23 protein-coding genes are annotated in these 24162 nt (G+C 58.3%); 12 read left to right on the forward strand and 11 right to left on the reverse strand.

Annotation, left to right across the window (positions count from 1 at the left end; genetic code table 11):
• The first annotated feature begins 1 nt into the window (after position 1).
• The 8 genes from ACR2R1_RS12055 (at position 2) to gspD (ending at position 7711) form a co-directional block, all read left to right on the forward strand.
• Entirely contained in the window at positions 2-601 is a 600-nt protein-coding gene (locus tag ACR2R1_RS12055; protein ID WP_276205421.1) for a GspH/FimT family protein, read from the forward strand.
• On the forward strand, positions 591-1007 hold the full coding sequence (locus tag ACR2R1_RS12060) for a type IV pilus modification PilV family protein (protein WP_077732499.1): 417 nt from the start codon (positions 591-593) through the stop codon (positions 1005-1007). Before ACR2R1_RS12055 ends, ACR2R1_RS12060 begins: the two co-directional genes overlap by 11 nt.
• Positions 1007-1651, forward strand: coding sequence for a prepilin-type N-terminal cleavage/methylation domain-containing protein (locus ACR2R1_RS12065; protein WP_077732500.1), 645 nt, complete (start codon positions 1007-1009; stop codon positions 1649-1651). Before ACR2R1_RS12060 ends, ACR2R1_RS12065 begins: the two co-directional genes overlap by 1 nt.
• A 5-nt stretch (positions 1652-1656) precedes the next feature.
• Positions 1657-2571, forward strand: a complete 915-nt coding sequence (locus ACR2R1_RS12070; RefSeq protein ID WP_166642577.1) for a general secretion pathway protein GspK — start codon at positions 1657-1659, stop codon at positions 2569-2571.
• 16 nt (positions 2572-2587) lie between these two features.
• The gene (locus ACR2R1_RS12075) at positions 2588-3694 is read left to right on the forward strand and encodes a PilN domain-containing protein (protein WP_077732502.1); all 1107 of its coding nucleotides are present in this window, start codon (positions 2588-2590) and stop codon (positions 3692-3694) included.
• On the forward strand, positions 3618-4250 hold the full coding sequence (gspM, locus tag ACR2R1_RS12080; protein ID WP_077732532.1) for a type II secretion system protein GspM: 633 nt from the start codon (positions 3618-3620) through the stop codon (positions 4248-4250). The genes ACR2R1_RS12075 and gspM overlap by 77 nt, the downstream gene beginning before the upstream one ends.
• A 3-nt stretch (positions 4251-4253) precedes the next feature.
• The gene (locus tag ACR2R1_RS12085) at positions 4254-4934 is read left to right on the forward strand and encodes a hypothetical protein (protein WP_077732503.1); all 681 of its coding nucleotides are present in this window, start codon (positions 4254-4256) and stop codon (positions 4932-4934) included.
• A 425-nt stretch (positions 4935-5359) separates the two neighbouring features.
• Complete coding sequence (gene gspD / locus ACR2R1_RS12090; protein ID WP_347257317.1) at positions 5360-7711, forward strand: type II secretion system secretin GspD; 2352 nt, start codon at positions 5360-5362, stop codon at positions 7709-7711.
• 109 nt (positions 7712-7820) lie between these two features.
• Here the strand turns inward: gspD and ftsY are convergent, their stop codons facing one another.
• The 3 genes from ftsY to ACR2R1_RS12105 form a co-directional block, all read right to left on the reverse strand.
• Positions 7821-9833, reverse strand: coding sequence for a signal recognition particle-docking protein FtsY (gene ftsY, locus ACR2R1_RS12095; RefSeq protein ID WP_434110233.1), 2013 nt, complete (start codon positions 9831-9833; stop codon positions 7821-7823).
• A 209-nt stretch (positions 9834-10042) separates the two neighbouring features.
• Positions 10043-10645, reverse strand: a complete 603-nt coding sequence (locus tag ACR2R1_RS12100) for a hypothetical protein (RefSeq protein WP_133717581.1) — start codon at positions 10643-10645, stop codon at positions 10043-10045.
• A gap of 28 nt (positions 10646-10673) precedes the next feature.
• Positions 10674-11399 (reverse strand): SURF1 family protein, encoded by a 726-nt coding sequence (locus tag ACR2R1_RS12105; protein WP_434110235.1) that lies wholly within the window; start codon positions 11397-11399, stop codon positions 10674-10676.
• A 63-nt stretch (positions 11400-11462) separates the two neighbouring features.
• Here ACR2R1_RS12105 and ACR2R1_RS12110 point away from each other — a divergent pair, with 63 nt between their 5' ends.
• Positions 11463-11711 carry a twin transmembrane helix small protein gene (locus tag ACR2R1_RS12110; protein WP_077732507.1) on the forward strand — a complete coding sequence of 83 codons (249 nt, stop codon included), beginning with the start codon at positions 11463-11465 and terminating at the stop codon, positions 11709-11711.
• Between the two features lie 277 nt (positions 11712-11988).
• On the opposite strand, the gene ACR2R1_RS12115 is transcribed toward ACR2R1_RS12110, so the two are convergent.
• Genes ACR2R1_RS12115 through gap form a run of 3 tightly spaced genes read right to left on the reverse strand, consistent with a single transcriptional unit; the run spans position 11989 to position 15515 of the window.
• Positions 11989-12987, reverse strand: coding sequence for a class 1 fructose-bisphosphatase (locus tag ACR2R1_RS12115; protein ID WP_434110237.1), 999 nt, complete (start codon positions 12985-12987; stop codon positions 11989-11991).
• A gap of 59 nt (positions 12988-13046) precedes the next feature.
• Entirely contained in the window at positions 13047-14483 is a 1437-nt protein-coding gene (gene pyk / locus ACR2R1_RS12120; protein ID WP_434110239.1) for a pyruvate kinase, read from the reverse strand.
• Between the two features lie 18 nt (positions 14484-14501).
• On the reverse strand, positions 14502-15515 hold the full coding sequence (gap, locus tag ACR2R1_RS12125; protein ID WP_210023750.1) for a type I glyceraldehyde-3-phosphate dehydrogenase: 1014 nt from the start codon (positions 15513-15515) through the stop codon (positions 14502-14504).
• Positions 15516-15820: 305 nt separating this feature from the next.
• Between gap and ACR2R1_RS12130 the strand changes: the two genes are divergently transcribed.
• Both ACR2R1_RS12130 and ACR2R1_RS12135 read left to right on the forward strand, forming a co-directional pair.
• Positions 15821-16231, forward strand: coding sequence for a hypothetical protein (locus ACR2R1_RS12130; RefSeq protein ID WP_077732511.1), 411 nt, complete (start codon positions 15821-15823; stop codon positions 16229-16231).
• Between the two features lie 41 nt (positions 16232-16272).
• Positions 16273-18627, forward strand: a complete 2355-nt coding sequence (locus tag ACR2R1_RS12135; protein ID WP_434110242.1) for a Lon protease family protein — start codon at positions 16273-16275, stop codon at positions 18625-18627.
• Between the two features lie 278 nt (positions 18628-18905).
• Here ACR2R1_RS12135 and ACR2R1_RS12140 read toward each other — a convergent pair whose 3' ends face one another.
• The 5 genes from ACR2R1_RS12140 to ACR2R1_RS12160 form a co-directional block, all read right to left on the reverse strand.
• Complete coding sequence (locus tag ACR2R1_RS12140) at positions 18906-19154, reverse strand: YfhL family 4Fe-4S dicluster ferredoxin (RefSeq protein ID WP_077732513.1); 249 nt, start codon at positions 19152-19154, stop codon at positions 18906-18908.
• Positions 19155-19397: 243 nt separating this feature from the next.
• Positions 19398-19895: a pantetheine-phosphate adenylyltransferase gene (coaD, locus tag ACR2R1_RS12145; RefSeq protein ID WP_077732514.1), complete on the reverse strand. Its 498-nt coding sequence runs from the start codon at positions 19893-19895 to the stop codon at positions 19398-19400.
• Entirely contained in the window at positions 19892-20461 is a 570-nt protein-coding gene (gene rsmD / locus ACR2R1_RS12150; RefSeq protein WP_210023749.1) for a 16S rRNA (guanine(966)-N(2))-methyltransferase RsmD, read from the reverse strand. The genes coaD and rsmD overlap by 4 nt, the downstream gene beginning before the upstream one ends.
• On the reverse strand, positions 20458-21771 hold the full coding sequence (locus tag ACR2R1_RS12155) for a M16 family metallopeptidase (protein WP_434110244.1): 1314 nt from the start codon (positions 21769-21771) through the stop codon (positions 20458-20460). Before ACR2R1_RS12155 ends, rsmD begins: the two co-directional genes overlap by 4 nt.
• Positions 21761-23143 (reverse strand): insulinase family protein, encoded by a 1383-nt coding sequence (locus ACR2R1_RS12160; RefSeq protein ID WP_086135115.1) that lies wholly within the window; start codon positions 23141-23143, stop codon positions 21761-21763. The genes ACR2R1_RS12155 and ACR2R1_RS12160 overlap by 11 nt, the downstream gene beginning before the upstream one ends.
• 83 nt (positions 23144-23226) lie before the next feature.
• Here ACR2R1_RS12160 and cyoE point away from each other — a divergent pair, with 83 nt between their 5' ends.
• Complete coding sequence (gene cyoE / locus ACR2R1_RS12165) at positions 23227-24141, forward strand: heme o synthase (RefSeq protein ID WP_077732518.1); 915 nt, start codon at positions 23227-23229, stop codon at positions 24139-24141.
• Positions 24142-24162 lie beyond the last annotated feature (21 nt).

Genomic DNA, 24162 nt, shown 5'->3' on the forward strand with positions numbered 1-24162 from the left:
CGTGTTCTTCGAATGCCTCGGGCTTGAAAAAAAGACGCTGCAGCAGGCGAGAAATCCATTTGCGCACCGAAAACTCGATAGCCTGAGGTACCCCGTTCGCGCGGTCAAACACAAGGTTCGGCGTCCGCACGCAAGGTTCCGAGCCGAAGCCCGCGGCCCCTCACGGTCGGGCGGATTCACGTTGCTGGAGATGCTGTTGGCGCTGGCTATAGCCGCCGCACTGACGGCGGTGGCGGTACCGAACGTCACGCCGCTTCTGAACCGTGCCCAGCTGACGGCTGCCACGCGGGATATCGCGTCCGGCCTGCGCTATGCACGCGGACAGGCGCTCAGCGGAGCGCGCGAGGCAACATTCGAGCTCGACGTGAACCGCAAAGCCTACCGGGTCAGCGGTCGCCGAAAACATTTTTCACTGCCCGACAGCGTCCGCCTCAGCCTTTACACCGCCGAGAGGGAAGCCGGAGACGAAGGAATCGGCAATATCCGTTTCTTCCCGGACGGCTCCTCGACCGGCGGGCGGGTGACCTTGGAGGCGGCCGGGAAAAAGCGCCTGGTGGACGTGAATTGGCTCACCGGGGAGGTCGTAATCCGTGAAGACTAAACAACGCGGATTCTCCTTGCTCGAAATCCTGGTCGCTTTCGCCATCCTGGCTCTGGCTTTGGGCGTGCTGCTCCGTATTTTCGGCGGCGCCGGACGAATCTCGGGACTCGCCGACAAGTACGCTCGCGCGGTCGTGATCTCCGAATCGCTGCTTGCGGCTGCCGACTTGGAGACCCCTTTGCAGCCGGGCGAAACGAGCGGCGAAATCGACGCGATTTTTCGTTGGACTATGCGCGTAACCCCCTATCAAGGGGAGGAACAGATCCCGTTTGCCGAGAACTTGCCTGTCGCGCCCTATCAGGTGGATCTCAGCATAGAATGGGAGGAAGGCGATGAACCCCGCTTCTTCGAGCTTACGACACTCAGGCTGCTGCCTAACAAAGCAGCAGGAATCAGCAGTTTTTGATGATGACCGCGCATAAGCACCGGACCAGCGCCGGCTTCACTCTGATCGAGGTACTCATCGCCACGACTCTGCTCGGCGTCATGATGCTTTTGTTATTCGGCAGTTTGCGTATCGGGGTAACCAGTTGGGACAGCGGCGAGGACAAAATGGCGCGGGCAAGCCGGCTTTTCCTCGTGGAGAATTTTTTGCGCAACCACATCGGAAGCGCTTTGCCTCTGGTCGAGATGGAAGAGTCCGAAGGCGTCGCCATTTCCTTGAGAGGCGGAGAGGATTGGCTCGAATATGTTTCGACAATGCCGCCGCAGGTCAAGGCCGGCGGTCTATATCGATTCAGATTATATGTCGCTAGGGACGGGCAACATAACGATCTGAAGGTCGCCATGCGGCCGTACGTCTCGAACCCGAATTCGCGCGAAGCCACCGTAGCGGCCGAGCCGATCGAAGATGTATTGCTGCTGGAAAATCTGGATCAAATCAAATTGTCCTACCTGCCGGAAAATCTTCAGACCGCTCAAACAAGCAATTCGACTTGGCTGCCGGAATGGCAGCAGTCTCAGTTGCCGATGCTGATTCAAGTGCAAATCGAACCGGAGCATGAAGAACCCTGGCCTCCTTTAGTGATCGCGCTGCGAACTCACCGATAATGCCTATGGCGTTTCACGCACGAACGGGACAGCAAGGCGTAGCCCTGATTTTGGTGCTCTGGATACTGGCTTTGATGACCATCATGGCGGGCAGTTTCGCGCTGTCGACCCAGCGGGAAACCTCATTGGTGACCAATTCCCGGGAACGCGCCAAGGCGGTTGCCTTATCCGACGGCGGCATACATTACGCCATGTTCATGCTGAGTTTGCCGAATGCGGCGCAGCGATGGCGCGCGGACGGCACTCCTTATCGACTGGCATTGGGCGGCGTTCCCATCGAAGTACGCATTTACGACGAGGCAGGAAAAATCGATCTCAACGCCGCCCGAGAATCGACACTACGGACTATATTGACCAAAGTGACCCAAGACGAAGATCAGGCGGTAAAATTGGCCGATGCCATTTTCGACTGGCGCGACAGCGATGACCTAAAGCGTCTCAGTGGGGCCGAGTCCGCCGAATACCGCGCCGCCGGGCTGGATCAGATGCCGCAAAACCGTAATTTTCTCGTGCTGGAAGAACTCCGCGGCGTTTTGGGAATTACACCGTCGCTATACCAAAAATTGGAGCCCTTTTTCACAGTCTACAATAACGTCGATGGCGTCAACCCGGCAAAGGCCTCGATAACTGTTTTACTGGCCCTGACCGACGGAAACAGCCAGGCGGTGGACAGCTTTCTCGCCGCCCGTGAGAGCGGAACCGGGAATACACCACCTCCTCCGCTTCCCGCCATTCCCGGAATTCGGTTCCACTCGACCGGGGATTCGGTTTACACGATTCTCGCCCGCCCGATATCGCGAAACCATTCCGATCCGCCGGCTATGGCCGTCATCCGACGGGAAGCGAGACGCCCTGGGGGAAGCCCTTTCGTTTTCCTGAGATGGAAACCGCAGACAGTCGGCGTAGCGCTCGACCAATAGCACACATGCAGTACACATGCTGAAACTCGATACGCCGATCAATCTCGATGCCGCAAGATTCTTCCGCTGGTGGAGCGGCGAATTGTCCTTTCTCGTGCCGGCGAAATTGAGAAAACTTCTCGGTGCATCCAGTGAATATCTGATATTGACCAAGGATGACGATGGCGTGAATGCGGTCTACCACAACGATGAAGAGGACCGCCCGCTCGGCTATTTCAGCTTGGACGAGAGCGGCAGCCAAAAACGGGAACGCCTCATAGAAAGCATGCCGACGCTGGCCGAGGCAAAAACAATCCTGCGCTTGACGCCAGGCCAGTGCTTGCGGAAATCGTTAAAGCTTCCGTTGGCGGCCGAAGAAAACCTGAATCAGGTGGCGGCATTTGAAATGGATCGCCTGACGCCATTCAAGAGCGATCAAGTTTATTACTCGGCGCGCCTGCTGGAGCGGTCGCCGACGAATCGGCAGATCAAGGCGGAACTGGTATTGGCGCCCCGCAACAAATTGGATGCCTTGCTGGAAGAATTGGCGGTTTGGGGATGGCGACCGGACGTCGTCGATGCGGCGGGCGACTCCCCGATCGGGGCGTACGATTTATTGCCCGAGCAGTACCGGCCGCCACGCAATCCTTGGCCATACAGAATCAATTTGGCACTTGCCGCTTTGATCGCATCGCTCTTGATCACGCTGGGAGTTCTGCCGATCTGGACCAATCGATCGATCGCACTGGACCTGGAACAGGAAGTGAAAAAGGCCAGCAAGACCGCCAAGGAAGTCGAATCCTTGCGCCAACAAGTAGAGGATTTGGTGCACCAGACGAGATTTCTTCAGCAGAAGAAGCGTACCGAGCCGGCCATGGTGGACATGCTCAAGGAGCTGACCGACGTCATGCCCGATCAAACCTGGCTCAACGGCTTGCAGTACCGGGATCACCGGCTGGTCGTACAAGGACAGTCACCATCCGCTTCGGCCTTGATCGGGCTGATAGAAGCATCGCCGTTCTTTCAAAATACCAGTTTTGTGTCGCCGGTGACAAAAGACATGGCCAGTGGATTGGAACGTTTTCAAATCGCCAGCGAAGTCGTCAACGGGAGGTTTTCTGAAAAACCGGCTGCAACTGAGTAAACCGCAGCTCCTGGCCCTAGGAATCCTAGTCGGTGCCATCGCCCTGCTTTATGTGGTGGCGATTGCCCCGCTGGTCGATCTTGCCCGGGAGTACGGCGAAACCGTCGACGATTTACGGTTTCGTCTGCAACGCTATCAAAAAGTCGCCGCAGAAAAGGACGAGCTGCTCGCCAAGCTGGAACAGATCAAAGCCGCGGGACAGCAGGACGAGCGCTTTATTGCGCGCGATACTGCGGCCTTGGCTTCCGCCGATTTGCAGTCGATGGTCAAAGAGATCGTAAGCCAAGCCGGCGGCGAGCTGACCAGCACCCAGGTGATCCCCGAGCGGAAGGAAGAAAATTTCACGCGAATCGCCGTCAAGATACGTGTCAACGGCAGCACTGACGTATTGCGGGATGTTCTGCACAGCATCGAGACCTCGAAGCCCATGCTGTTCGTGGAGAACATCAATATCCGGCCGATTCGGATGCCGCGCAATCCGGCGACCAAGCAGTCCCAGCCGGTCGATAAGCTGAGCGTGGACTTTGACGTTATCGGTTACATGCAGGGCAATTAAGCCATGACCAAGTGGGCCCGCGACAATTTACTCAGTTTGATTTTGGCCGGCATTGCAAGTGTGCTGCTCATCGGCGTCGCCGTCGAATCGGCGGTGTTGAAAAACAAGCGATCGATCGCGGCGACACCTTCGGAAAAAGCCGCGAGTCAGGAAGCAACCGAGCCGGTCGACGCCGAAGATTTCGAACTGCCCGACATTCAGGAATACGAAACGATCGTCGAGCGCCCGTTATTCATGGAAGGCCGCCGCCCCGGAGCGGAAGGAGGGGAAACAACGGCTACGGCGACACCGGATATGCCTCTGACCGTGAAGCTGATGGGGATCGCTTTCACTCCGACCGACAAGACTGCCCTCCTGGTAGACGCCAAAGGCAAGTACAAACGCTTGAAGAAAAACGGTTCGATCGAAGGTTGGACATTGGTCGAGTTCGCCCCGGATAAAGTAACGCTGCAACGTGACGACGAACAACGAGAGCTGATGCTGCTCAAACCCAAACCCAAGACTGCACCCGCTCAGGCGACACCAGGACAGCCTCAGCAAGTCCCGCAGCAGCCATCACCTCCGAGGCCGGCGACACGTCCGCCTGCGCCTCCGCCTCCTCCGGCGGTTGAAGAAACAGAGGAAGAACCCGAAGTCATAGAGGAAGAGGAAACGGCTGAGGAAGAAGCCGAAGGCGTAGAGTAGTAACAATATCTTCAGCGATTAGGAATACCGAGTCTCATGAGGGCGTGAAAAATCCACTCATGAGGCTTTTTTGATGCAAAGAGGAAACCTTCCCGTTCCGGCGTCATCAATGGCTGTAGCCATGATCAGATGGCGGTTCTTTCCTGGAGCGCATCCGGTATGCTCTGCTTCAGCTGCCTTCATGGAGGGCGGAGTCGTTGCAAGTGGTCGACGTGCTGCGTCTTATCCGGGGAGAGAAAGAAACCTTTGCTTTCACTTTTCTGCTCGAAAGATGCCGGAATGGCGATTTTTCGAGATTTTACCGAGTAGTCATTCGTGTTGAATCATGGTGATAAATCGTAGAATGCGGTTCGGGTATTCACCGCATCCTGCAAAACAATGCTTTAGATAGACTGACGACCAGACATCAAAAACGAAAAGAGTCCATGCGCAAAACAACAAATCGATTCGTCGTAGCACCGCTGGTGCTTGCCTTGGGGTTTTCTGGATGCGAATACCTTAAGCCTAGTGCACTGAGACCGCCGTCCTTACCGGCGAATTTAACGACCGAGGGTCAGAAAGTCGAGGCTGAGACCGTTCCCCTACAAACTGAACCGCTTGCCCAAGAACCGCCGAGACCACCCGAGTATTACCCTCCGTCCGGCAGCGTGATTGGCCCCGGCGCGCCCGTCGAGAAACGGCCTCCGAAAGAGGGAAAATACACGTTGAATTTCGATGATGCCGACCTGGGCGAAGTGGCCAAAGTCATACTAGGCGACATGCTGAGAGTCAATTACGTGCTTAGCCCCAAGGTAGCAGGCAAAGTAAGCCTCCAGACAGCGCGTCCCCTTGCCGATGCGGAGCTGATCCCCACGCTGGAAATGCTGCTCAAAATGAACGGGGCGGTACTGATTCGCGAGCAAAACCTGTACCGCATCGAACCGGACGCCACGGCGACGATCAACGCTCCCGGTGCCCGGCTCGGCTTACCCAGCCAGGCGCTCCCCTCAGGCTATCAGTTGCGGGTCGTACCGCTGCGCTACGTGGGCGTGCAGGAAATGCAAAAGGTCATCGAACCGATGATGCCGCCCAAGTCCATCGTCCGCGCCGATGAGACCCGAAATATCCTGGTACTCGCCGGCACCGGAGAGGAATTGGAAGGCGTGCTCGATACGATCCGCCTCTTCGACGTGGATTTCATGCGCGGCATGTCGGTTGGCCTTTATCCGCTTCGAAACGTCGAACCTGCGACGATAGTGGAAGAATTGGACAAAGTGTTGGGCGACACGGCCAAAGGACCTTTGGCTGGCGTAGTCCGATTATTGCCTATCGAACGTCTCAACGCCGTTTTGGCGGTGACCCCCCAGCCGCGCTATTTGGACGAGGTGGAAACCTGGGTGGAACGACTCGACCGCTATAGCACCACCCGAGTAGGCGGCATCCATGTTTACCGGGTGCAGAACGTGGATGCCGTGGAATTAGCTGAGACCCTCAGCGGCATTTTCGGCGAGGGAGCGGCGCAGCGGAGAGCGCCAAGACCCTCTATAAGCCCGGGAATGACAGGCACTGAAATCGGCGCCTTCGGTGCTGCAGGCGGCGCCGGCGATCAGGATGGATCCTCGTTCGGAACCACTGGAACATCTCAATCCACCCGCGGCTTAGGCTCTGCCGCCGGTGATACCGTCGGCACTACCACTATGGGTGGTTCTCGCCGAACCGGCGGCTTGGGAACCGGAACCGGGGGACTCGGAACCAGGACCGGCGTCGGCACCGGAACAAGGGGAGGCATCGGAGGACGAGATGTCAACGGCACCCGACGCGCGCGTGGAGCCGCTGTCGCCGAGTTCGCCGGTATGCGCATCGTTGCAGATCCGGCGAATAACGCTCTGATCATCACCGCCAAGGCGCAGGAGTACAAGGAAATTGAGGCGGTGATCAAAGAATTGGATCGAGTACCCTTACAGGTACTGATCGATGCCTCGATCGTCGAGCTGAGCCTTGACGGCCAATTACGATACGGGCTCCAGTGGCTGTTCAATCAAGGCAGCGGCGCGTATGCACTGGGCAGCACGGGAGATTTAACAGCTGAAGCGCTTACGACGGCTGCCGCGGCTGCGGGAGGTGGCTTTTCCTATGCCTTCGTCAATAGCGCCAAGGACATCCGGATCGTCCTCAATGCCTTGGCGAGCGAGAACAAGGTCAACGTGATTTCCTCGCCCTCCCTGATGGTGTTGAATAATCAGGAAGCACAGATCAACGTGGGTGACACCATTCCCCTCGCGACCGCCCAAACTACCGGGCTTGCCGGCGTCGGCGTCACCAACCAGCCGACCATAACCAGCAGCTTTCAATATGTCGATACCGGCGTCATCCTACATGTCCGCCCTCGAGTCAACGCAGGAGGACTGGTGACCCTAGAAATCACGCAGGAAGTCAGTACGCCAAGGCAAACCAGAGTGGGAAACACAGATACCTTCATCATCTCAAAGCGAGCGATTGAAAGTGCAGTTGCCGTCGGAAGTGGCGGGACCGTCGCCTTGGGCGGCCTAATTAGAGACAATCAGACCAAGGACTTAACAGGGATACCCTTCCTAAGCAAGATTCCCTTTATTGGCGCCTTGTTTGGAACTACCAACAAGGTCCGCAATCGAACCGAACTTGTCGTGCTCCTGACTCCCAGAGTCGTTCAGGAGAGAAAGGATATGGGGCCGATTACTAACGAATTTAAACGAAAACTCACCGGACTTTTCGAAGAAACAGGCCGGCTCGGCGAGCTGAGACTCAAGACCAGGGATTAAAACACGCCCGGCACGGCGCTTCCGATTGCGCAGTCCGGGCTTGAATCGCTCGTCTTGGTCATATCGACGCCAACGGCTTCACCGCATTTTCCCGCGAGTAGATCTCCGATCACTCCGCGAACAACGCGTCCACAAATTTCCGCGCATCGAAATCCTGCAAATCATCGATGCCTTCGCCGATCCCGATGAACCGGATGGGCAGCCCGAACTGCTTGGCCAAGGCGAAAATAACGCCGCCTTTGGCGGTACCGTCGAGCTTGGTGAGCGCGATGCCCGTCAGCCCGACCGCTTCGTTGAACAGCTTGGCTTGGGAAATCGCATTCTGGCCGGTGCTCGCATCGAGCACCAAGAGCACCTCATGCGGCGCGGTCTCGTCCAACCTGCCCATGATGCGCTTGATCTTGCTGAGTTCCTCCATGAGATTCGATTTCGTGTGGAGACGTCCCGCGGTATCGGCGATGAGCACGTCGACGCCCCGCGCCTGGGCCGCCTGCACCGCGTCGTAGATGACCGAAGCCGAATCGGCCCCGGTATGCTGGGCGATCACCTGGACGTTGTTCCGCTCGCCCCAGGTCTGCAACTGCTCTACCGCCGCAGCGCGGAAAGTATCGCCGGCCGCCAGCATGACGCTGTGGCCTTGGTTTTGAAGACGCTTGGCGAGTTTGCCGATGGTCGTGGTCTTGCCCACGCCGTTCACGCCCACGACCAGGATCACGAACGGCCGCGTCTCGACCGGAATGTCGAGCGGAACGCTGACGGGCCGCAGGACATCGTATAAATACTCGCGGAGGCTGGCCGCCAAGGTGCCGACATCGGCTAGCTGATCCCGCTCCAGACTTTCCGTCAGATGGCGAATAATGTCCTGAGTCGCCGTCACGCCGACGTCGGCCATGAGCAATTGGGACTCGATGTCTTCCAAGACGTCGCGATCGATGGCCTTCTTGCCGAGCGCCAGCGTACCCAGAAATCCGGTCAGACCGCTGCGGGTTTTCCCGAGCTGGCTTTTGAGCCGAACGAACATGCCCTCCGGCGTGGGCCGCGCAGGCACCTTTTCGACGGGAACCGGCGGGACGACCGGCGGCAAGACCTCGGCAGGCGGCGCGACACCGATGCGCTCGACGGCTTCCTCGCGCGCGGGCTCTTCGGCTTCGACTCGGCGCGGCAGGCGGAGATAAAGATAGGCATGGAGCACATTCAGCCAAAGCAGCGCGGCCACGGCATGGTGCGCGACCGCCACGGCGACCGGCAGGCGCAGCAGCACCGCTGCGATCCCCAAGCTGATCTCCGCCAGCAGCAAAAAGCTGAGGAGCACACCGGCCTTGCTCAGGTGGGGCACCTTACGATTCGAGGTAATGCCCATGGCCAACAGGCTGAGGACCAGAAATACCGCGACGGCTCCGATACGGTGCGCCCAATGGATGGCGATGCGGGCGTCCAGCGGCAATCCGCCTCTCTGATAGTCGGGACCGGTACCCCGCCAAAGCGTAAAGCCGTCGACGTAATCGGCATCCGGCCACAGCGAACCCATGCACGTGGGGAAATCGGGGCAGGACAGCGCAGCGTAATTGGACGATGTCCATCCGCCCAGAAAAATCTGCGCGAACAACAACAGCAAAGAAAAACCGCTCAAGCGGCGCAGCCAACGGGTGTCCCCGACCGGCAGAATCTGCGGACTCACCGTGCGGTATAACCAATACAACAGGGCAAGCGTCACGAACCCCGCCATCAGATGGGCCGTGACGATCGCTGGCATGACCAGGAATTTCACCGTCCACATGCCGAGTAGCGCTTGTCCGACCACCAGGGCAAGGCTTGCGTAAGTCAATGCGATCGCCTTGCCTCGGTTTTCCCGCACCCGGAATACGAGTCCCGCCAGTATCAAAACCGAAACGCCCAAGGCTCCGGCAAGATAGCGATGAATCATTTCTTTCCAGGCTTTGGCCGCGTCGAACGGCGTCTGCCGCAACGCCTCGGCGATTTGCGGCTCTTCGACGATCATCTTTCCGTAGCAGCCGGGCCAATCCGGACACCCTAGCCCGGCATCCGAAATGCGGACATAGGCTCCCATCGCCATGACAAAGAAGGCGAGAACCAGGGAAAAAAGCGTTAGATTTCTGAACATAGTCCCACTTTGTTATTGTCGTTTCGAGGTTCCAGCACGACGATCCGGAACGATTAAAGGTTCTGCTTTAGAGCATTTCTCACCACCGTAGGTCGGCAATCCCTTGCCGACGAAAACGGTTTGTCAACCCGCGGCGTCGGAAAAGGATTCCCGACCTACCAGGGCGCTAAACCGCATCGGAGAATGTTTCGAAGGCTTGGGCATCCGATTCAGCCGATCTGGGATGCGCGAAGCAAATGCTTTAAATCCTTGAGCATGCCGTAAGGATCGAACCCGGAGTCGTACCATAGCGCGGCATTCCCGAACGGATCGATCAGAATCACCATGTCCTCGGTCAAAGGCTTTCCGACGGCGGCGGCCAATTTCTGCGATAACGCCCCGCTCGTCACCGCCACCAGCAAGGTTTCATCGTCATTGAGCACGGGAGCGAGATCGGCGGCGGCGGAATCGTTTCCGAGCAGCAGCAAACGGCGCACCCTCGGAATTTCCTTGTTCAGCATGAGCCGGATCTGCTTGGTCTTATGAATCGTTTCCGCGCAAGGGTCGCCGCACCTATCCGGAATCACGTGGAGCATCACCCAGCGACCTTTGATCTCCGACAATAGCTCGCTTCCACGGACGGGGTGCGCGAGCAATTCGCCGTAATCGATAGGGCTCGGCGGCTGGATCAGGCTGCCGTAGTTGCTGCGCTTGGTGATCAGCTGCGGATTCTTGGCGTAGTACCAAGCCAGCCCGAAAGGAATAATGGATATTAGGGCGATAAAAATGATCAGGGCGCGATTTCGCCACAGAGAGTTCTTTGCGGTAGACATGGGAAGAATGGGTGAAAAATTAGGGAAATTATTGCCTTCGAGGCTGTAATTTGACGCCGTGGCGAACATATAACACCAGGCCGATTAACGCGAACAGAAACCATTGAAGCGCGTATCCCAGGTTCTTTCCGGGATCGAGGCGGGTTTCCTTCCAAGCCCGGATGTAAGCTTCGTCCACCGTTTCATCCGCCAGAACCTGATAGGGAAGGACCGTGTAGCCCAACCGCTCGCCGATGCGTTCAGGATCGACGACCTGGACCACGGCCGGCCAGCCAGCCGCGGGTATTTCAGCGCCTTCGAGCCTTAAACCAACGCCCGGAAAGCGGTCCACCGAGCCGGCGATTTGTACGCTAGCCTGACGAATATCCACATCGGGCAGTTCGGCTCGGCTTGCACCCATGGGTATCCAGCCGCGGTTCACCAAGACCGCCGAGTCCGTTCCGGCAATGCGCAGAGGAGTCAATACGTGATATCCGGGGCTCTGCTGGTGGACCTGGTTATCCAATAGGAATTGATGTTCCACGTCGTACTCCCCGGAAACGATGACTCGCCGGTATCGAACATCCTCCAAGTTCGGTTCTTCGGCACCCAAGGTCAGCGGTTCATCTTGCATCCGCTGCTGATGCAATGCGATCAAGCTTTTTTTTTCGTCGGCTCGATGCAACTGCCAAACGCCTAAGGAAATGAACAGGGGAAGGACCATGATCGCTATCAGCGAAGCAGTCAGCCCCGGTTTGAAGCTATAATCGCGCAATCGCCACCTCCGGGTGAAAACATCCGGTGCCCGCACCACCTCAAACTAAAAGACAATCTAGTTGTGAAAGTTCTCATCATTCTGCTCCTCCTGGTCATCGTCGGAAGCCTAGGCACGGCCCTGGTTTATCTCGTCAAGGACCGCACCCGTTCTCCCCGAACGGTCAAAGCCTTGACGGTGCGCATCGGCTTATCCATCGGCCTGTTCATCTTATTGCTATTGGCTTACCGCTTCGGCCTTCTGCATCCCCACGGCCTTCCTAAAGTCCAGCAGGGAAACCAAGGGCAAACCGAAGGTTTGCGGCAGCCTTAATCGCCGGAGCGGATGCGCAACGCGTGTTCGCCGCGCGCATTCTCGCATCGTCTCAACAACACTATGATACCCGGCGCAGGCATGAATTAGGGATTTCGCAGTCTATGGATTTTGGCTGGCCGTAGACTGTAGGGTGGATTAGCGGAGCGTAACCCACCGATTCGAGGTCGCTCGGTGGGTTACGGCCTCGCGGCCTAACCCACCCTACGCCAGAAACATGAATCGGAACCTTGTTTCTGCCATGTCCCAGAGGGAGAGATGAATGCCTACCGATAGATTACAGGTGATAAGACAACACCCGCTCGACTTCCGCTTTTGATCCCAAAATCACGGGGACGCGCTGATGGATGCCGGCAGGCTCGATGTCCATGATCCGCTGGCGCCCGGTCGAACTGGCCCCTCCCGCCTGCTCGACGATGAAGCTCATCGGATTGGCCTCGTACATCAAGCGCAGCCTGCCTGGCTTGCTGGCGTCGCGGGTGTCGTAGGGATACATGAAGATGCCGCCCCGGGTCAAAATGCGGTAAACCTCCGCGACCATAGACGCCACCCAGCGCATGTTGAAATTCTTCTCCCGGCCGCCGTCCTTGCCTTTGAGACATTCCTCGATATAACGCCTGACCGGTTCTTCCCAATAGCGCTGATTGGACATGTTGATGGCAAACTCGGAGGTTTCCTCGGGAATCCGCATCTTGGGATGCGTCAAAACGAATTCCCCCACATCCCGGTCCAAGGTAAAGCCGTTCACGCCATTGCCGGTCGTCAGCACCATCAGGGTGGTCGGACCGTAGGTACAGAAACCTGCGGCGACCTGCTTGGTCCCCGGCTGGAGGAAATCCGCCTCGGTGGGGTTGTCCCGGCCTTCGGGCGCCCGAAGGATGGAAAAGATCGTACCGACCGTCAGGTTGATATCGATATTGGACGACCCGTCCAGAGGATCGAAGCAAATCAGATATTTGCCCCTCGAATAACTCGGCGGAATCTGGATGATTTCGTCGTTTTCCTCCGACGCCATCGCCGCAAGATGGCCGGTCCACTCCAGCGATCGGATGAAAATCTCATTGGAGATCACGTCCAGTTTCTTCTGCGCTTCGCCCTGGATGTTTTCCGAACCCGCGATACCGAGATTGCCGGCCAGACCACCGCGATTCACCTCGTGCGCAATCGCTTTGCAGGCGGTCGCGATATCGCTGAGCAGCATGGTGAACTCGCCCGTGGCGTTCGGATTTTTGCGCTGCTCGTGGATGAGAAATCGCGTCAAATAGTCGCCGTTCATGTTTTCTCCCTCATGACGAAAAAAGCAGGAATCGACAGCCCCGAACGGCGGCCCGCACGTTATACGGCGCCGACTCGGGCAATCTTCAAGGCGTTGGTACCGCCGCGCACGCCGGTAAGATCACCTTTGGTCAGGATGACCAGGTCGCCCGGCTTGACCAGATCGCGGCTCAGGAATTCGTTGATGATCTCCCGGTTCAGCACCGCGTGGTCGGATGTCGTGCTGTAAAAGCTGATGGGATAAACGCCGCGATAGAGAGTCACTTTGCGGCAGGTCTTTTCGTGCTGGGTCAATGCGTAAATCGGGATGCCGGAACTGATGCGCGACATCCACAGCGGCGTCGATCCCGATTCCGTCTGCGCGCCGATCGCCTTAACCGGCAAGTGATTGGCGATATACATGGACGCCATCGCGATGGCTTCGTCGATGTAGTCGAACGTCTCGTCGATACGATGGGTGGACTGCCGAACCCGCGGGTGCAGTTCGGCCTCCTTGCATATCCGGACCATCGCCGCGATCGCCTTGTCCGGATATTTGCCGCTGGCCGTTTCGGCGGAAAGCATGACCGCATCGGTGCCATCGATCACCGCATTGGCCACATCGAACACCTCCGCACGAGTCGGCATCGGGCTGTGGATCATGGATTCCATCATTTGCGTGGCCGTAATGACCGCACGGTCCCGGCTTCGCGCCAGCTTGATCAGATCTTTCTGGACCCACGGCAACTGGGCATCGCCGATTTCCACCCCGAGATCGCCGCGCGCCACCATGATGGCGTCGGATGCATCGACGATGGACTCGATCACGCCCGGCTCCAGGGCCTCGGCGCGCTCGATCTTGGCCACGATCCCCGCCTCTCCCCCGGCGGCGCGCAGCAAGTCCCGCGCTTCACGGATATCTGCGGCGGATCGCGGAAAGGATACGGCGAGGTAATCGGCATCGATTTCGGCGGCCGTGTTGATGTCTTCCCTGTCCTTGTCGGTCAGCGCGGCGGCGGACAAGCCGCCGCCCTGTTTGTTGATGCCCTTGTGGTTGGACAACTCGCCCCCGACGACCACCCGGCAGACGATCCGCGAGCCTTCTATCCTGTCGATGCCCAATTCGATGCGGCCGTCGTCCAGCAACAGAACGTCGCCAGGCTTCACGTCCTTGGGAAGATCGGAATACAGGCACCCGACCTGACGTTCGTCGCCCTGGTCCGGGGGGAGAGCCGTGTCGAGATCGAAGCGCGCGCCTTCCCGAAGATGAACCTTGCCGTCCCCTTGGAAACGCGCGATCCGGATTTTGGGTCCCTGCAAATCGACCAAAATGCCGACATGCCGATTCAGCTTGCGGCTGATCGCCTTCACCGCTTCGGCGCGCTTCTTGTGGGTTTCGGCGTCGCCATGGGAAAAATTGAGCCGTACGACATCAATGCCCGCTCTTATGGCCCGTTCCAAAATGGCCGGATCGTCGGTCGCCGGTCCCAAAGTCGCTACGATCTTGGTTCGTCTCATTTAATTAATCGTTCGTGTCTAGCTAGCTTCCATCAAAGCCACCGTGGCATCCAACATACGGTTGGAGAAGCCCCACTCGTTGTCGTACCAGGCCAGTACTTTGACCATGTTGCCCTGCATGACCTTGGTGAGGGTCGCCTCGTAAATCGAGGAGCGGGCATCGTGATTGAAATCCATGGATACCAAGGGCAGGTCGTTGTAACCGAGAATCCCCTTCAACGAGCCTTCCGAGGCCTTGCGCATGATCTCGTGGACCTCGTCCTTGCTGGTCTTGCGCGACGCGACGAAAGTGAGATCGACCAGCGAAACGTTGATGGTCGGGACTCGAATCGCGAAACCGTCCAGCCGGCCGGCCAATTCGGGCAACACCAATCCGACCGCCGCCGCGGCGCCGGTCTTGGTGGGAATCATCGATTGCGTGGCGGCCCGGGCGCGACGCAGATCCTTGTGGTACACGTCGGTCAGCACCTGATCGTTGGTGTAGGAATGGATCGTAGTCATCAGACCGTGCTGAACACCGATCGCCTCGTGCAAAGGCTTGACCAGCGGCGCCAGGCAGTTGGTCGTGCAGGAGGCGTTGGAAATCACCGTGTCGGTTGCCTTCAGAGTCTGGTGGTTGACGCCGTAAACGACGGTGGCGTCCACGTCTTCTCCCCCCGGTGCCGAGATGATCACTTTCTTCGCCCCCGCCTCGAGATGGACCGATGCCTTGGCCTTGGAGGTGAAGATACCGGTGCACTCGTGGACGACATCGATGCCCAGATCGCGCCAGGGCAACTTGGCCGGATCCCGCTCGGCAAACACGCGTATCCGGTCGCCGTTGACGATCATGTAGTCGCCATCCACCGAAATTTCTCCCGGAAAGCGTCCGTGTACCGTATCGTATTTGGTCAAGTGCGCGTTGGTATTGGCGTCGCCCAGATCGTTAATCGCCACGATTTGAATTTCCCCGGTCCGTCGCGACTCGTACAACGCCCGCAGGATATTTCGCCCAATACGGCCATATCCGTTGATAGCAACTTTTATCGTCATAGTTTTTCTCCAAACTCAAAGGGTAACGGTGCTGATGAGATGGTCTTTTATGATTCTTGAATTGGACTGACCTCGTCCGGACGCGTTCACGCTGGCACTTGGAACGGAGAGTGAGAACTGACTCGACATGCCGGGGCTTTCCACTAAATTCATACCAGAAGTGGGACGCCAGCAGTGCTTACATCCCGGCTTTCTTGACAAGTCTGCCTTTCGAATATAGCAAACTCACACTTTGTATTCCAGATGATTGAAACTGGCCGGGCTAAGCGTTAGCGTAAGCTGGAACCTATTGCGAGGGCGGCGAGATGTACACGAAAGAAATCTTTTATCGTACCCGAGAGCTCAAGCGGGAAAGGCGCAATCTGGCCGCCGTCGTTTACAACCGGTCGAGAACCCTGCTTTATCGAAGCGGCGAAAAGGCTTTGTTCGTCCCTATCCGCAGCATGCAGTATCTGGCCGTGATCGATCCGGAGGAAACCGTCTTTCTGGATGGCGCCGTTTCCCGCAGCAATATCGTGCTCGCCTGGCAGAATTTTCGATCTTCGGAGCGCAGCGCCCTGGACCAGCCGGTCCCTTACGACGCGGTTTATTACACCGAAGACTCACTGAAGATCATGCCGCGCATCCAAAGCGAATTTCCGCGCGCACTACAGCAGATGGACCGGAAAATGCGGAGTGCTTCCACATCGGAAGCCAAGATCGTTCCGTTGAAATAGCTTTCCGACCGCCAAAAAATACCGCTGCCAGCATATCCCCGATGACGAACTCTTACGGAATGTCCGGACTTCCTCCCGCAGCTCTCAAAGCTCGCATTCGACCGGAGGAACTGCCCTTCGCCACGACCGAGGACCTGGAATCCTTTCGCGGCATGCTGGGACAGAGCCGGGCGCAGACGGCCATCGCCTTCGGCGTTGCCATGCAAAGACCGGGCTACGACATCTACGTGATGGGCGAAGCCGGAACCGGGCGGCTTTCGCTGGTGACCCATTACCTCAAAGCGCGAGCCAAGGAGCGGCCGTCTTCGAGCGACTGGGCGTATATCAACAATTTCGACGACCCGCGCAAGCCTTTTGCCCTGCAACTTCCGCCGGGCCAGGGAAAATCCTTGCTCGCCGATATCGAAATGCTGGTCGACAATCTGCTCGCAACCTTTCCGGCTGCCTTCGAGAATCCGGCTTATCAAAGGCGCAAAACGGCCATAGATCGGGAGGTCAAGCAACGTTACAACCAAGCGGTCGACAAAGTCGAACGGCGCGCGAAAGACCTTAAGATGGCCCTTTTCCGCGACGGCGACACCGTAGTGTTCAGTCCCTTGGTTAACGGCAAGCCCGCCGACGAAGACGACTTCGCCGCCTTGCCGGATACCGAAAAGTCCAGCTTTCACAGCCACGTCCGGGATTTGGAGGACTATCTCAACGAACTCCTCTCGGAAATGCCGCAATGGAAGCGCGAAAGCATCAACCGGCAGCGACAGCTCGATGCCTCCACCATCGACGAAGCCATAGAGCCCCTATTGGCCGGCCTGCATCAAAAGTATGCCGACCTGCCGGCGATACTCCAGTATCTGGCCGACATACGCCGCAACCTGCCTCGCGTGGTCGCGGAACACTTGGCCGAAGACCGAGGCCATGAGGCGCATGAAGAATCAACACGACGAGCCGTTCTGATCACCCAATACGCCCCGCGGCTGCTGGTCAGCCACGGCCCCGATATCGGGGCGCCCGTGATCTACGAGGCAAATCCCAATCACCCCAACCTGTTCGGACGCCTCGAATACATCAGCGAGCAAGGCACCCTGACCACGCATTACCGCCTGATTTATCCGGGCGCGATGCACCAGGCCAACGGAGGCTATTTGATCATCGAGGCCGAAAAGTTGCTCGCCGAGCCCCACGTCTGGCCGACCTTGAAGCGAACGCTCAAGGCCCGGCAAATCAAGATCGAGCTTCCCGCCGAAGAGCAACCCTCCGTCGCTCCGACACTCGATCCGGACGTGATCCCGCTGTCCGTCAAGCTCGTTCTGGTCGGCTCTCGCGAACTTTACTACCTGCTCCAGTCCATGGACCCGGAGTTCAACGAACTGTTCCGGGTTCTCGCGGAGTTCGACGACGATATCCCGCTGACGTCCGCATCGGTGCTGGATTTTGCGCGGCTCATCAAAACCCATGCCGAAGCCGACGGGTTCAAGCCCATAACGGCCGATGCCGTCGCCCGGCTGATCGAGTTCAGCGCACGGGAGGCGGAACACCAGGAGCGCTTTTCCGCGCGCGTGCACGATGTGTTCGAACTGGTCGCCGAGGCGGAGCAATTCCGTGGGCAGGAAGGCGCGGAGACAATCGCCGAACGGCATATCCAAAAAGCCTTGGCCGCCAAGGAAGAACGGCTCGGACGCATCAGCCGGATTCTGCTGGAAGACATGATGAACGACACCATTCTGATCAACACCGACGGCGACTCGGTCGGCAGGATCAACGGCCTGACCATACTGGAAATCGGGGACGTGCGGTTCGGCATGCCGGCGCGCATCACCGCCACCATTTATCCCGGCAGCCGCGGCGTAGTGGACATCGAACGCGAAGCCGAACTGGGGCAGGCCATACATTCCAAAGGCATCATGATTCTTTCCGGGTATCTGGGCCACAAATACGCCACGGAATTCCCCTTGGCCATCTCCGCCAACATCGCCCTGGAACAATCCTATGGCTATGTCGACGGCGACAGCGCGGCCCTCGCCGAAGTTTGCGCCTTGATTTCCGCTCTCACCGGGATACCGCTCGCACAGGCCTTCGCCGTCACCGGCTCCATCAACCAATACGGCGAGGTACAAACGGTGGGCGGCATCAACGAAAAAATCGAGGGCTTCTTTCGCCTGTGTGAAGCACGGGGGCTTACCGGCAGACAAGGCGTCGTCATCCCGAAAGTCAACATCCGCAACTTGATGCTGAAGGATGACGTCGTCGACGCCGTCCGCCGCCGCGAGTTCGCGGTTCATGCGGTGAACTCGGTGGATCAGGCCCTGGAACTGCTGACCGGGCAAAAGGCCGAGGACATCAATCGACTCGCCGTGGCCAAGCTGCGGCAGATGGCCAGGCACGCGGAGCGGAAATTCTAAAGAGTTTCAAGTCGAGAGCCGGCGAGGGCTGCCGCCCCTTCGACACGACTCAGTGTAGCGGGCACATTCGTCGGCAAAGGATTGCCGACCTACGCTAAGTCTGATGTGGACCGGGATAAGCCGCTAGTGCATTTTTCACCGCGGTTTAGTGATGCGGATCGGGAGAGTCGTAGGTCGGCAATCCTTTGCCGACAAAGACATCGAAAGGGGTTCCAGACCAACTCAATTTTGGAACAACGGTCGGCCTTATCCGGACCTGCATCGCTTCGTGTAGCGCCTTACCCCTTGGTCAAAGCCAAATATTTTTCGTATAGGGAATCGCGGTCTTCCGAGTAATCCGGATCCTTTTGAATGCAGTCCACGGGGCACACTTCCATGCATTGCGGCTTATCGAAATGCCCGACGCACTCGGTACAGAGCGCCGGATTGATTTCATAAATTTCTTCGCCCTGCGAAATGGCGCCGTTCGGGCACTCCGGCTCGCACACATCGCAGTTGATACATTCGTCGGTAATAATCAGAGCCATAACAATCTCACTAAAAACGTGTTCCAAAAGCGTCGCGAGCGGTCCGAAGGCAGGCCCCGTTCGGGGCGGCTCCCACGGATGGGAGCCGCAACACAAGGCCCGGAGTGTGCATTGAGTACATGACGAGTGCTCGCCGCTTCCTGCCGGCTCGGGCTACGCCTTGTGCTCCGCACGTCCCAATCCGCTCCCGGCGGATTTGGTCCCACACCTTCGCAACGCCGCTCTCGAACCGCGTAGTAGCTTTTAAGGCGCGTCTGGGAAACTAGCGTACTTTGCGACTAATGCTTCCCGCACCAGTTCCGGCACGAAACTCGACACGTCCCCGCCTAGCTTCGCGATTTCGCGAATCACCGAAGACGAAATGAACGCGTACTTTTCGCTGGGCGTCAAAAACATCGTCTCCAATTCCGCGCAAAGATGGCGGTTCATGCCGGCCAATTGAAATTCGAACTCGAAGTCCGACACTGCACGTAATCCGCGCAGAATCACGGTGGCGCCACACTTTTTCGCGCAGTTCACCAGCAGGGTATCGAAGCCCAGAACTTCGACGTTTCCCACCGCCTGCAACGAAGCTCGCGCCAATTCCACTCGCTCGTCCAGGTTGAACAACGGCGTCTTGTTCTTATTCTCCGCCACGGCGACGACCACTCGATCGAAGATGCGGGCGGCGCGCGTCACCAGGTCGACATGGCCATTGGTGATGGGATCGAATGTTCCGGGATAGATCGCGGTAATGATCATGGGAAGTGACCGGAAGAGATGCGTTCGCACAAATGGTAGCCGACTTCTCCCGCCCTGCCGTCGCGCAAAGTCCGCCAGTTTTCCGGAAGACTCTCGAGCCGAAAACTGCTCTCGGTTTCCACATAGATTTTAGCGTGGGATGAGAGCCAACCGTTCTCTTCCAGCGCCCGGCAGCACGGAATGACCAAGCCCTGGTGGAAAGGCGGGTCGAGAAAAACCACATCGAACGGCTGCCCCGCACCCTCCAAGAAACGCCCGACTTCCGCTTGGACGATTTCCACCGCCTCGGCGTTCAATAGCGCACGATTCCGTTCGAGAGCTCCGCACACTAACGCATCCCGTTCCACTTGCACGACCTTGGCGGCGCCGCGCGAAGCGGCTTCGAATCCCAGCGCGCCGCTACCCGCGTATAGATCGAGACAGCGAGCGCCTTCGATGTCGTTCCGCAACCAATTGAACAGCGTTTCCCGGACCCGGTCCGGCGTCGGCCGGAGTCCGGGAGCATCGGGAAACTTGAGCTTGCGGCTGCGGAAACGGCCGGCGATGATGCGGAGCTCATTCTTCACTTCGCCCCGCCGCCGACCAGCACGGTCCGCATCTTGCCCGGATCGATCCGGGACCGGAAAGCGCGCTTGATATCCTCCCGGGTCACCGCCTCCACCTTCTCGGTAAACGTGGCGAGGTAATCAAGAGGACGGTTGTAAAACGCGACGTTAGCCACCTGCAAGGTGAGTTTCTGATTGCTGTCCAGGCGCAAAACGAAACCGCCGATGATATTTTTCTTGGCGGCTTCCAGTTCCTTATCGGTCGGTCCGTTCGCGGCGAAATCCTTGATGGTGTCGAGAGCGACGCGCAAGGCTTCCTCGGCCTTATCGTTGCGGGTCTGGAGCCCCATCTGGAAAGGCCCGAGTTCCCGAAGCGGCATGAAATAGCTGTAGGCGCTGTAGGAAAGCCCTCGTTTTTCGCGGACTTCCGTGCTAACGCGGGAAACCAGGCCGCTGCCGCCCAGAATGTGGTTACCCACGTAAAGCGGAAAATAGTCGGGATCGGTCGCCGTCATCCCTAGAACTCCGGCACGCACATGAGTCTGCTCCGACGGGAACTGCTGTTTGATGATTTCGGCCGACTGCAGCGGCGCGGGCGCAGGCAACGCTGGCGGAGCCGAGCCTTTTTCGAGGCCCGACAGCAGTTTTTCGGCGACAGCTTCAGCCTCGGCCCGTTTCACATCGCCCACGATCACGACGATGGCATTGCTCGCCACATAGTGGCGTTTATGGAAATCGACCAGATCCTCGCGGGTCAATGGCGCCACGGTTTCGGCGAAACCCTCCTGCGGATGGGCATAAGGATGGTTACCGTACAGTACTTGGAAAAACGCGATCTCGACGAGTTCGTCCGGTTCCTCGCCGCGCTGCTTGATCGCGAGCAGCGTCCGGTTTTTCTCCCGGTCGAAGTCTTTCTGCTCGAAACGGGGGTGAGCCAAGACTTCCCGGGCCGTATCCAAGGCGACACCGAGCTTCTCGGGATGGGTCAGGCTGCGCAGCGACAAATAGGCCGAATCGCGCGAAACACCGGTTCCCATTGATGCTCCGACGCTCTCGAGCCGCTGGGCGATGGCATCGGCATCCCAGTCTCCCGCGCCGGTGTCGAGCATGCCGGACGTGAGAGCGGCAAGGCCGAATTTTTCACCGTCGCGGGCACTGCCCGCGTCGAACACGACCTGAACGTCGAGCAGCGGCAAACCTTCGGTCGGCACGAAATAGATCCGACCGCCCTGCGGCGAGACCCAATGCTGGATTTCCGGCACGGCGTAAACCGGCGCGCTGATCAACAAGAACAGAAACACGAGCCATCGGGACATGCGCTTAACGAACATGATCACCTCCCATCGGTGCGGCTTCTTCCGGCGCCTTCGCGCCTTCGGGCATGGGCAACGGCTCCAGATAGGCCACGCTCAGCCGATCGTCGATCAGGTATTTCCGGGCAACCTTTTGAACCTGCTCGGCCGTCACGGCGTTGACCTTGTCCACATACTCCTGGACGGTTTTCCAACCGAGCCCGACGGTTTCAGTCATGCCAAGCTGCATCGCCTGATAAAACATGGAATCCCTCTGATAAATATGATGGGCCAGAACCTGCGCCTTGACCCGCTCCAGTTCCGCGGCGGAAACCGGTTCGTCCTGAAGGCGACGGATTTCCTCGCCCAATGCTTTCTCCAGTGCCTGCAAGGTCTTGCCTTGGGCGGGCGTCCCCTCCAGGGTAAAAAGATTGGACAAGCGTGAATAAAGGTTATAGCCGGCTCCGGCGGACGCCGCCACCTGCTGCCCGCGCACCAAGCGGCTGGACAGCCGCGCGCTGTTGCCGCCATCCAGAATCCCGGCGGCGACTTCGAGCGCGTAAGCCTCCCAATCCTCTTCGCCTATTGTTCGCAAGGCGGGGGTCTTGTAGCCCATCACGAGATACGGCAGCTTGGCCGGCAGACGAACCGTCATACGCCGCGCCCCGAGTTGCTCGACTTCGCCTCGCGGCTTGATTTCCGGCAGTTTGCTGGGTTTCAACGGACCGAAGTATTTCTTGGCGAGTGCGTAAACCTCCTGCGGATTCACGTCGCCGACGATGACAAGGATGGCGTTGTTCGGCGCGTACCAAAGTCCGTACCAATGCTTGAGATCGCCCACCGTCAATCCGCTGACGTCGTCCGGCCAGCCGATGACCGGATTCTTGTAAGGGCTGTTGGTGTAGGCAACCGCCTGAAAATGCTCCTCCATTTTGGCGCGCGGCTGATCGTCGGTGCGCAGCCGCCGCTCCTCCAGGACGACTTGTTGTTCCTTCTTGAATTCCTTGTCGGACAGGAGCAGATTCCGCATGCGGTCCGCTTCCAGTTCGAAGCTCACGGGCAGCCTGGTTTTTTCCAGGGTCTGAAAATAGGCCGTGTAATCTTGCCCGGTGAAGGCGTTTTCTCGACCTCCGTTTGCTGCGATAATACGGGAGAATTCGCCCGGCGGGTGTTTCTCGGTACCCTTGAACATCATATGCTCGAGCATGTGCGAGATGCCGGTGATACCGCCGTATTCATAGCTTGCGCCCACTTTGTACCAAACCTGCGTAACGACTGCCGGCGCGCGGTGGTCTTCCTGGACCAAAAGCTTCAACCCGTTATCCAGCCGGAACTCGTGAACCGCAGGCTCAGCAGCGTGAAGCGACAACGGTAATACCAGCAAGGCCAGACGGAGTCCGCGAAACTGCATTTGACGCTCTCCTGAATGTGTTGAGGATTGAACGGCAGGTTGCCGAACCAGCCGGTATTGTAAACGAAGACCGTAGCGAAACGATGAACTCGACGACTGATATCGAATCCACGAATGCCGTTTCCTGGCGAACCTATCTCGCCCTGTGCAAACTCAAGGTAGTCGGCCACATCGTGTTCACCGCCGTGATCGGCATGTTTTTGGCCGTTCCGGAACTCCCTCCTCTGGCGGTTTCGTTGTGGGCAAGCCTCGGCATCGGTCTCGCCGCCGCGTCCGCAGCCGCTCTCAACCACTTCCTGGACCGCCGTGCGGACGCCGAAATGGCGCGCACCCAGAACCGCCCCTTGCCCTCAGGGCACGTTCAGCCGAACCAGGTGGTGATCTTCGCCGCCACTCTGGGCACGCTCTCGATGGCGATTCTGATCCTGTTCGTAAACGCGCTAACCGCGTTTTTGACCTTTCTTTCGCTGATCGGCTACGCCTTCATCTACACCGTCTATCTGAAGCGCGCGACTCCGCAGAACATCGTGATCGGCGGCGCGGCCGGCGCGGCTCCGCCGGTGCTCGGCTGGTGCGCCGTGACCGGCGGGGTGCACCCTTACGCCCTGCTGCTGTTCCTGCTGATCTTCACCTGGACCCCGCCCCATTTTTGGGCCTATGCCATCGCGAAGCGCGACGATTACGCCAAGGTGAACATCCCCATGCTGCCCGTGACCCACGGCGTGGAGGTAACGCAGCTGCACATCCTGCTCTACACCATATTGCTGGTGATCGTAAGCCTGTTCCCGTATCTCACCGGCATGAGCGGCTTTCTTTATCTGGGAGCGGCCGTGGGGCTCGGAATCGGATTTTTATACTACGCGATTCGCCTCAAGAAAGAGGCAGACAACAAGCTGGCCATGAAAACTTTCGGCTATTCGCTGGTCTATCTGGTCGGGATATTTTCGGCCTTGTTGATCGATCATTACGTTCCGCTCATTGCGGGCTTGACTCGGTAGTATTGTGTAGGTCGGCAATCC

Source organism: Methylocaldum sp. GT1TLB, from assembly GCF_051027445.1.
In the GTDB taxonomy this organism is placed as follows: Bacteria; Pseudomonadota; Gammaproteobacteria; order Methylococcales; family Methylococcaceae; genus Methylocaldum.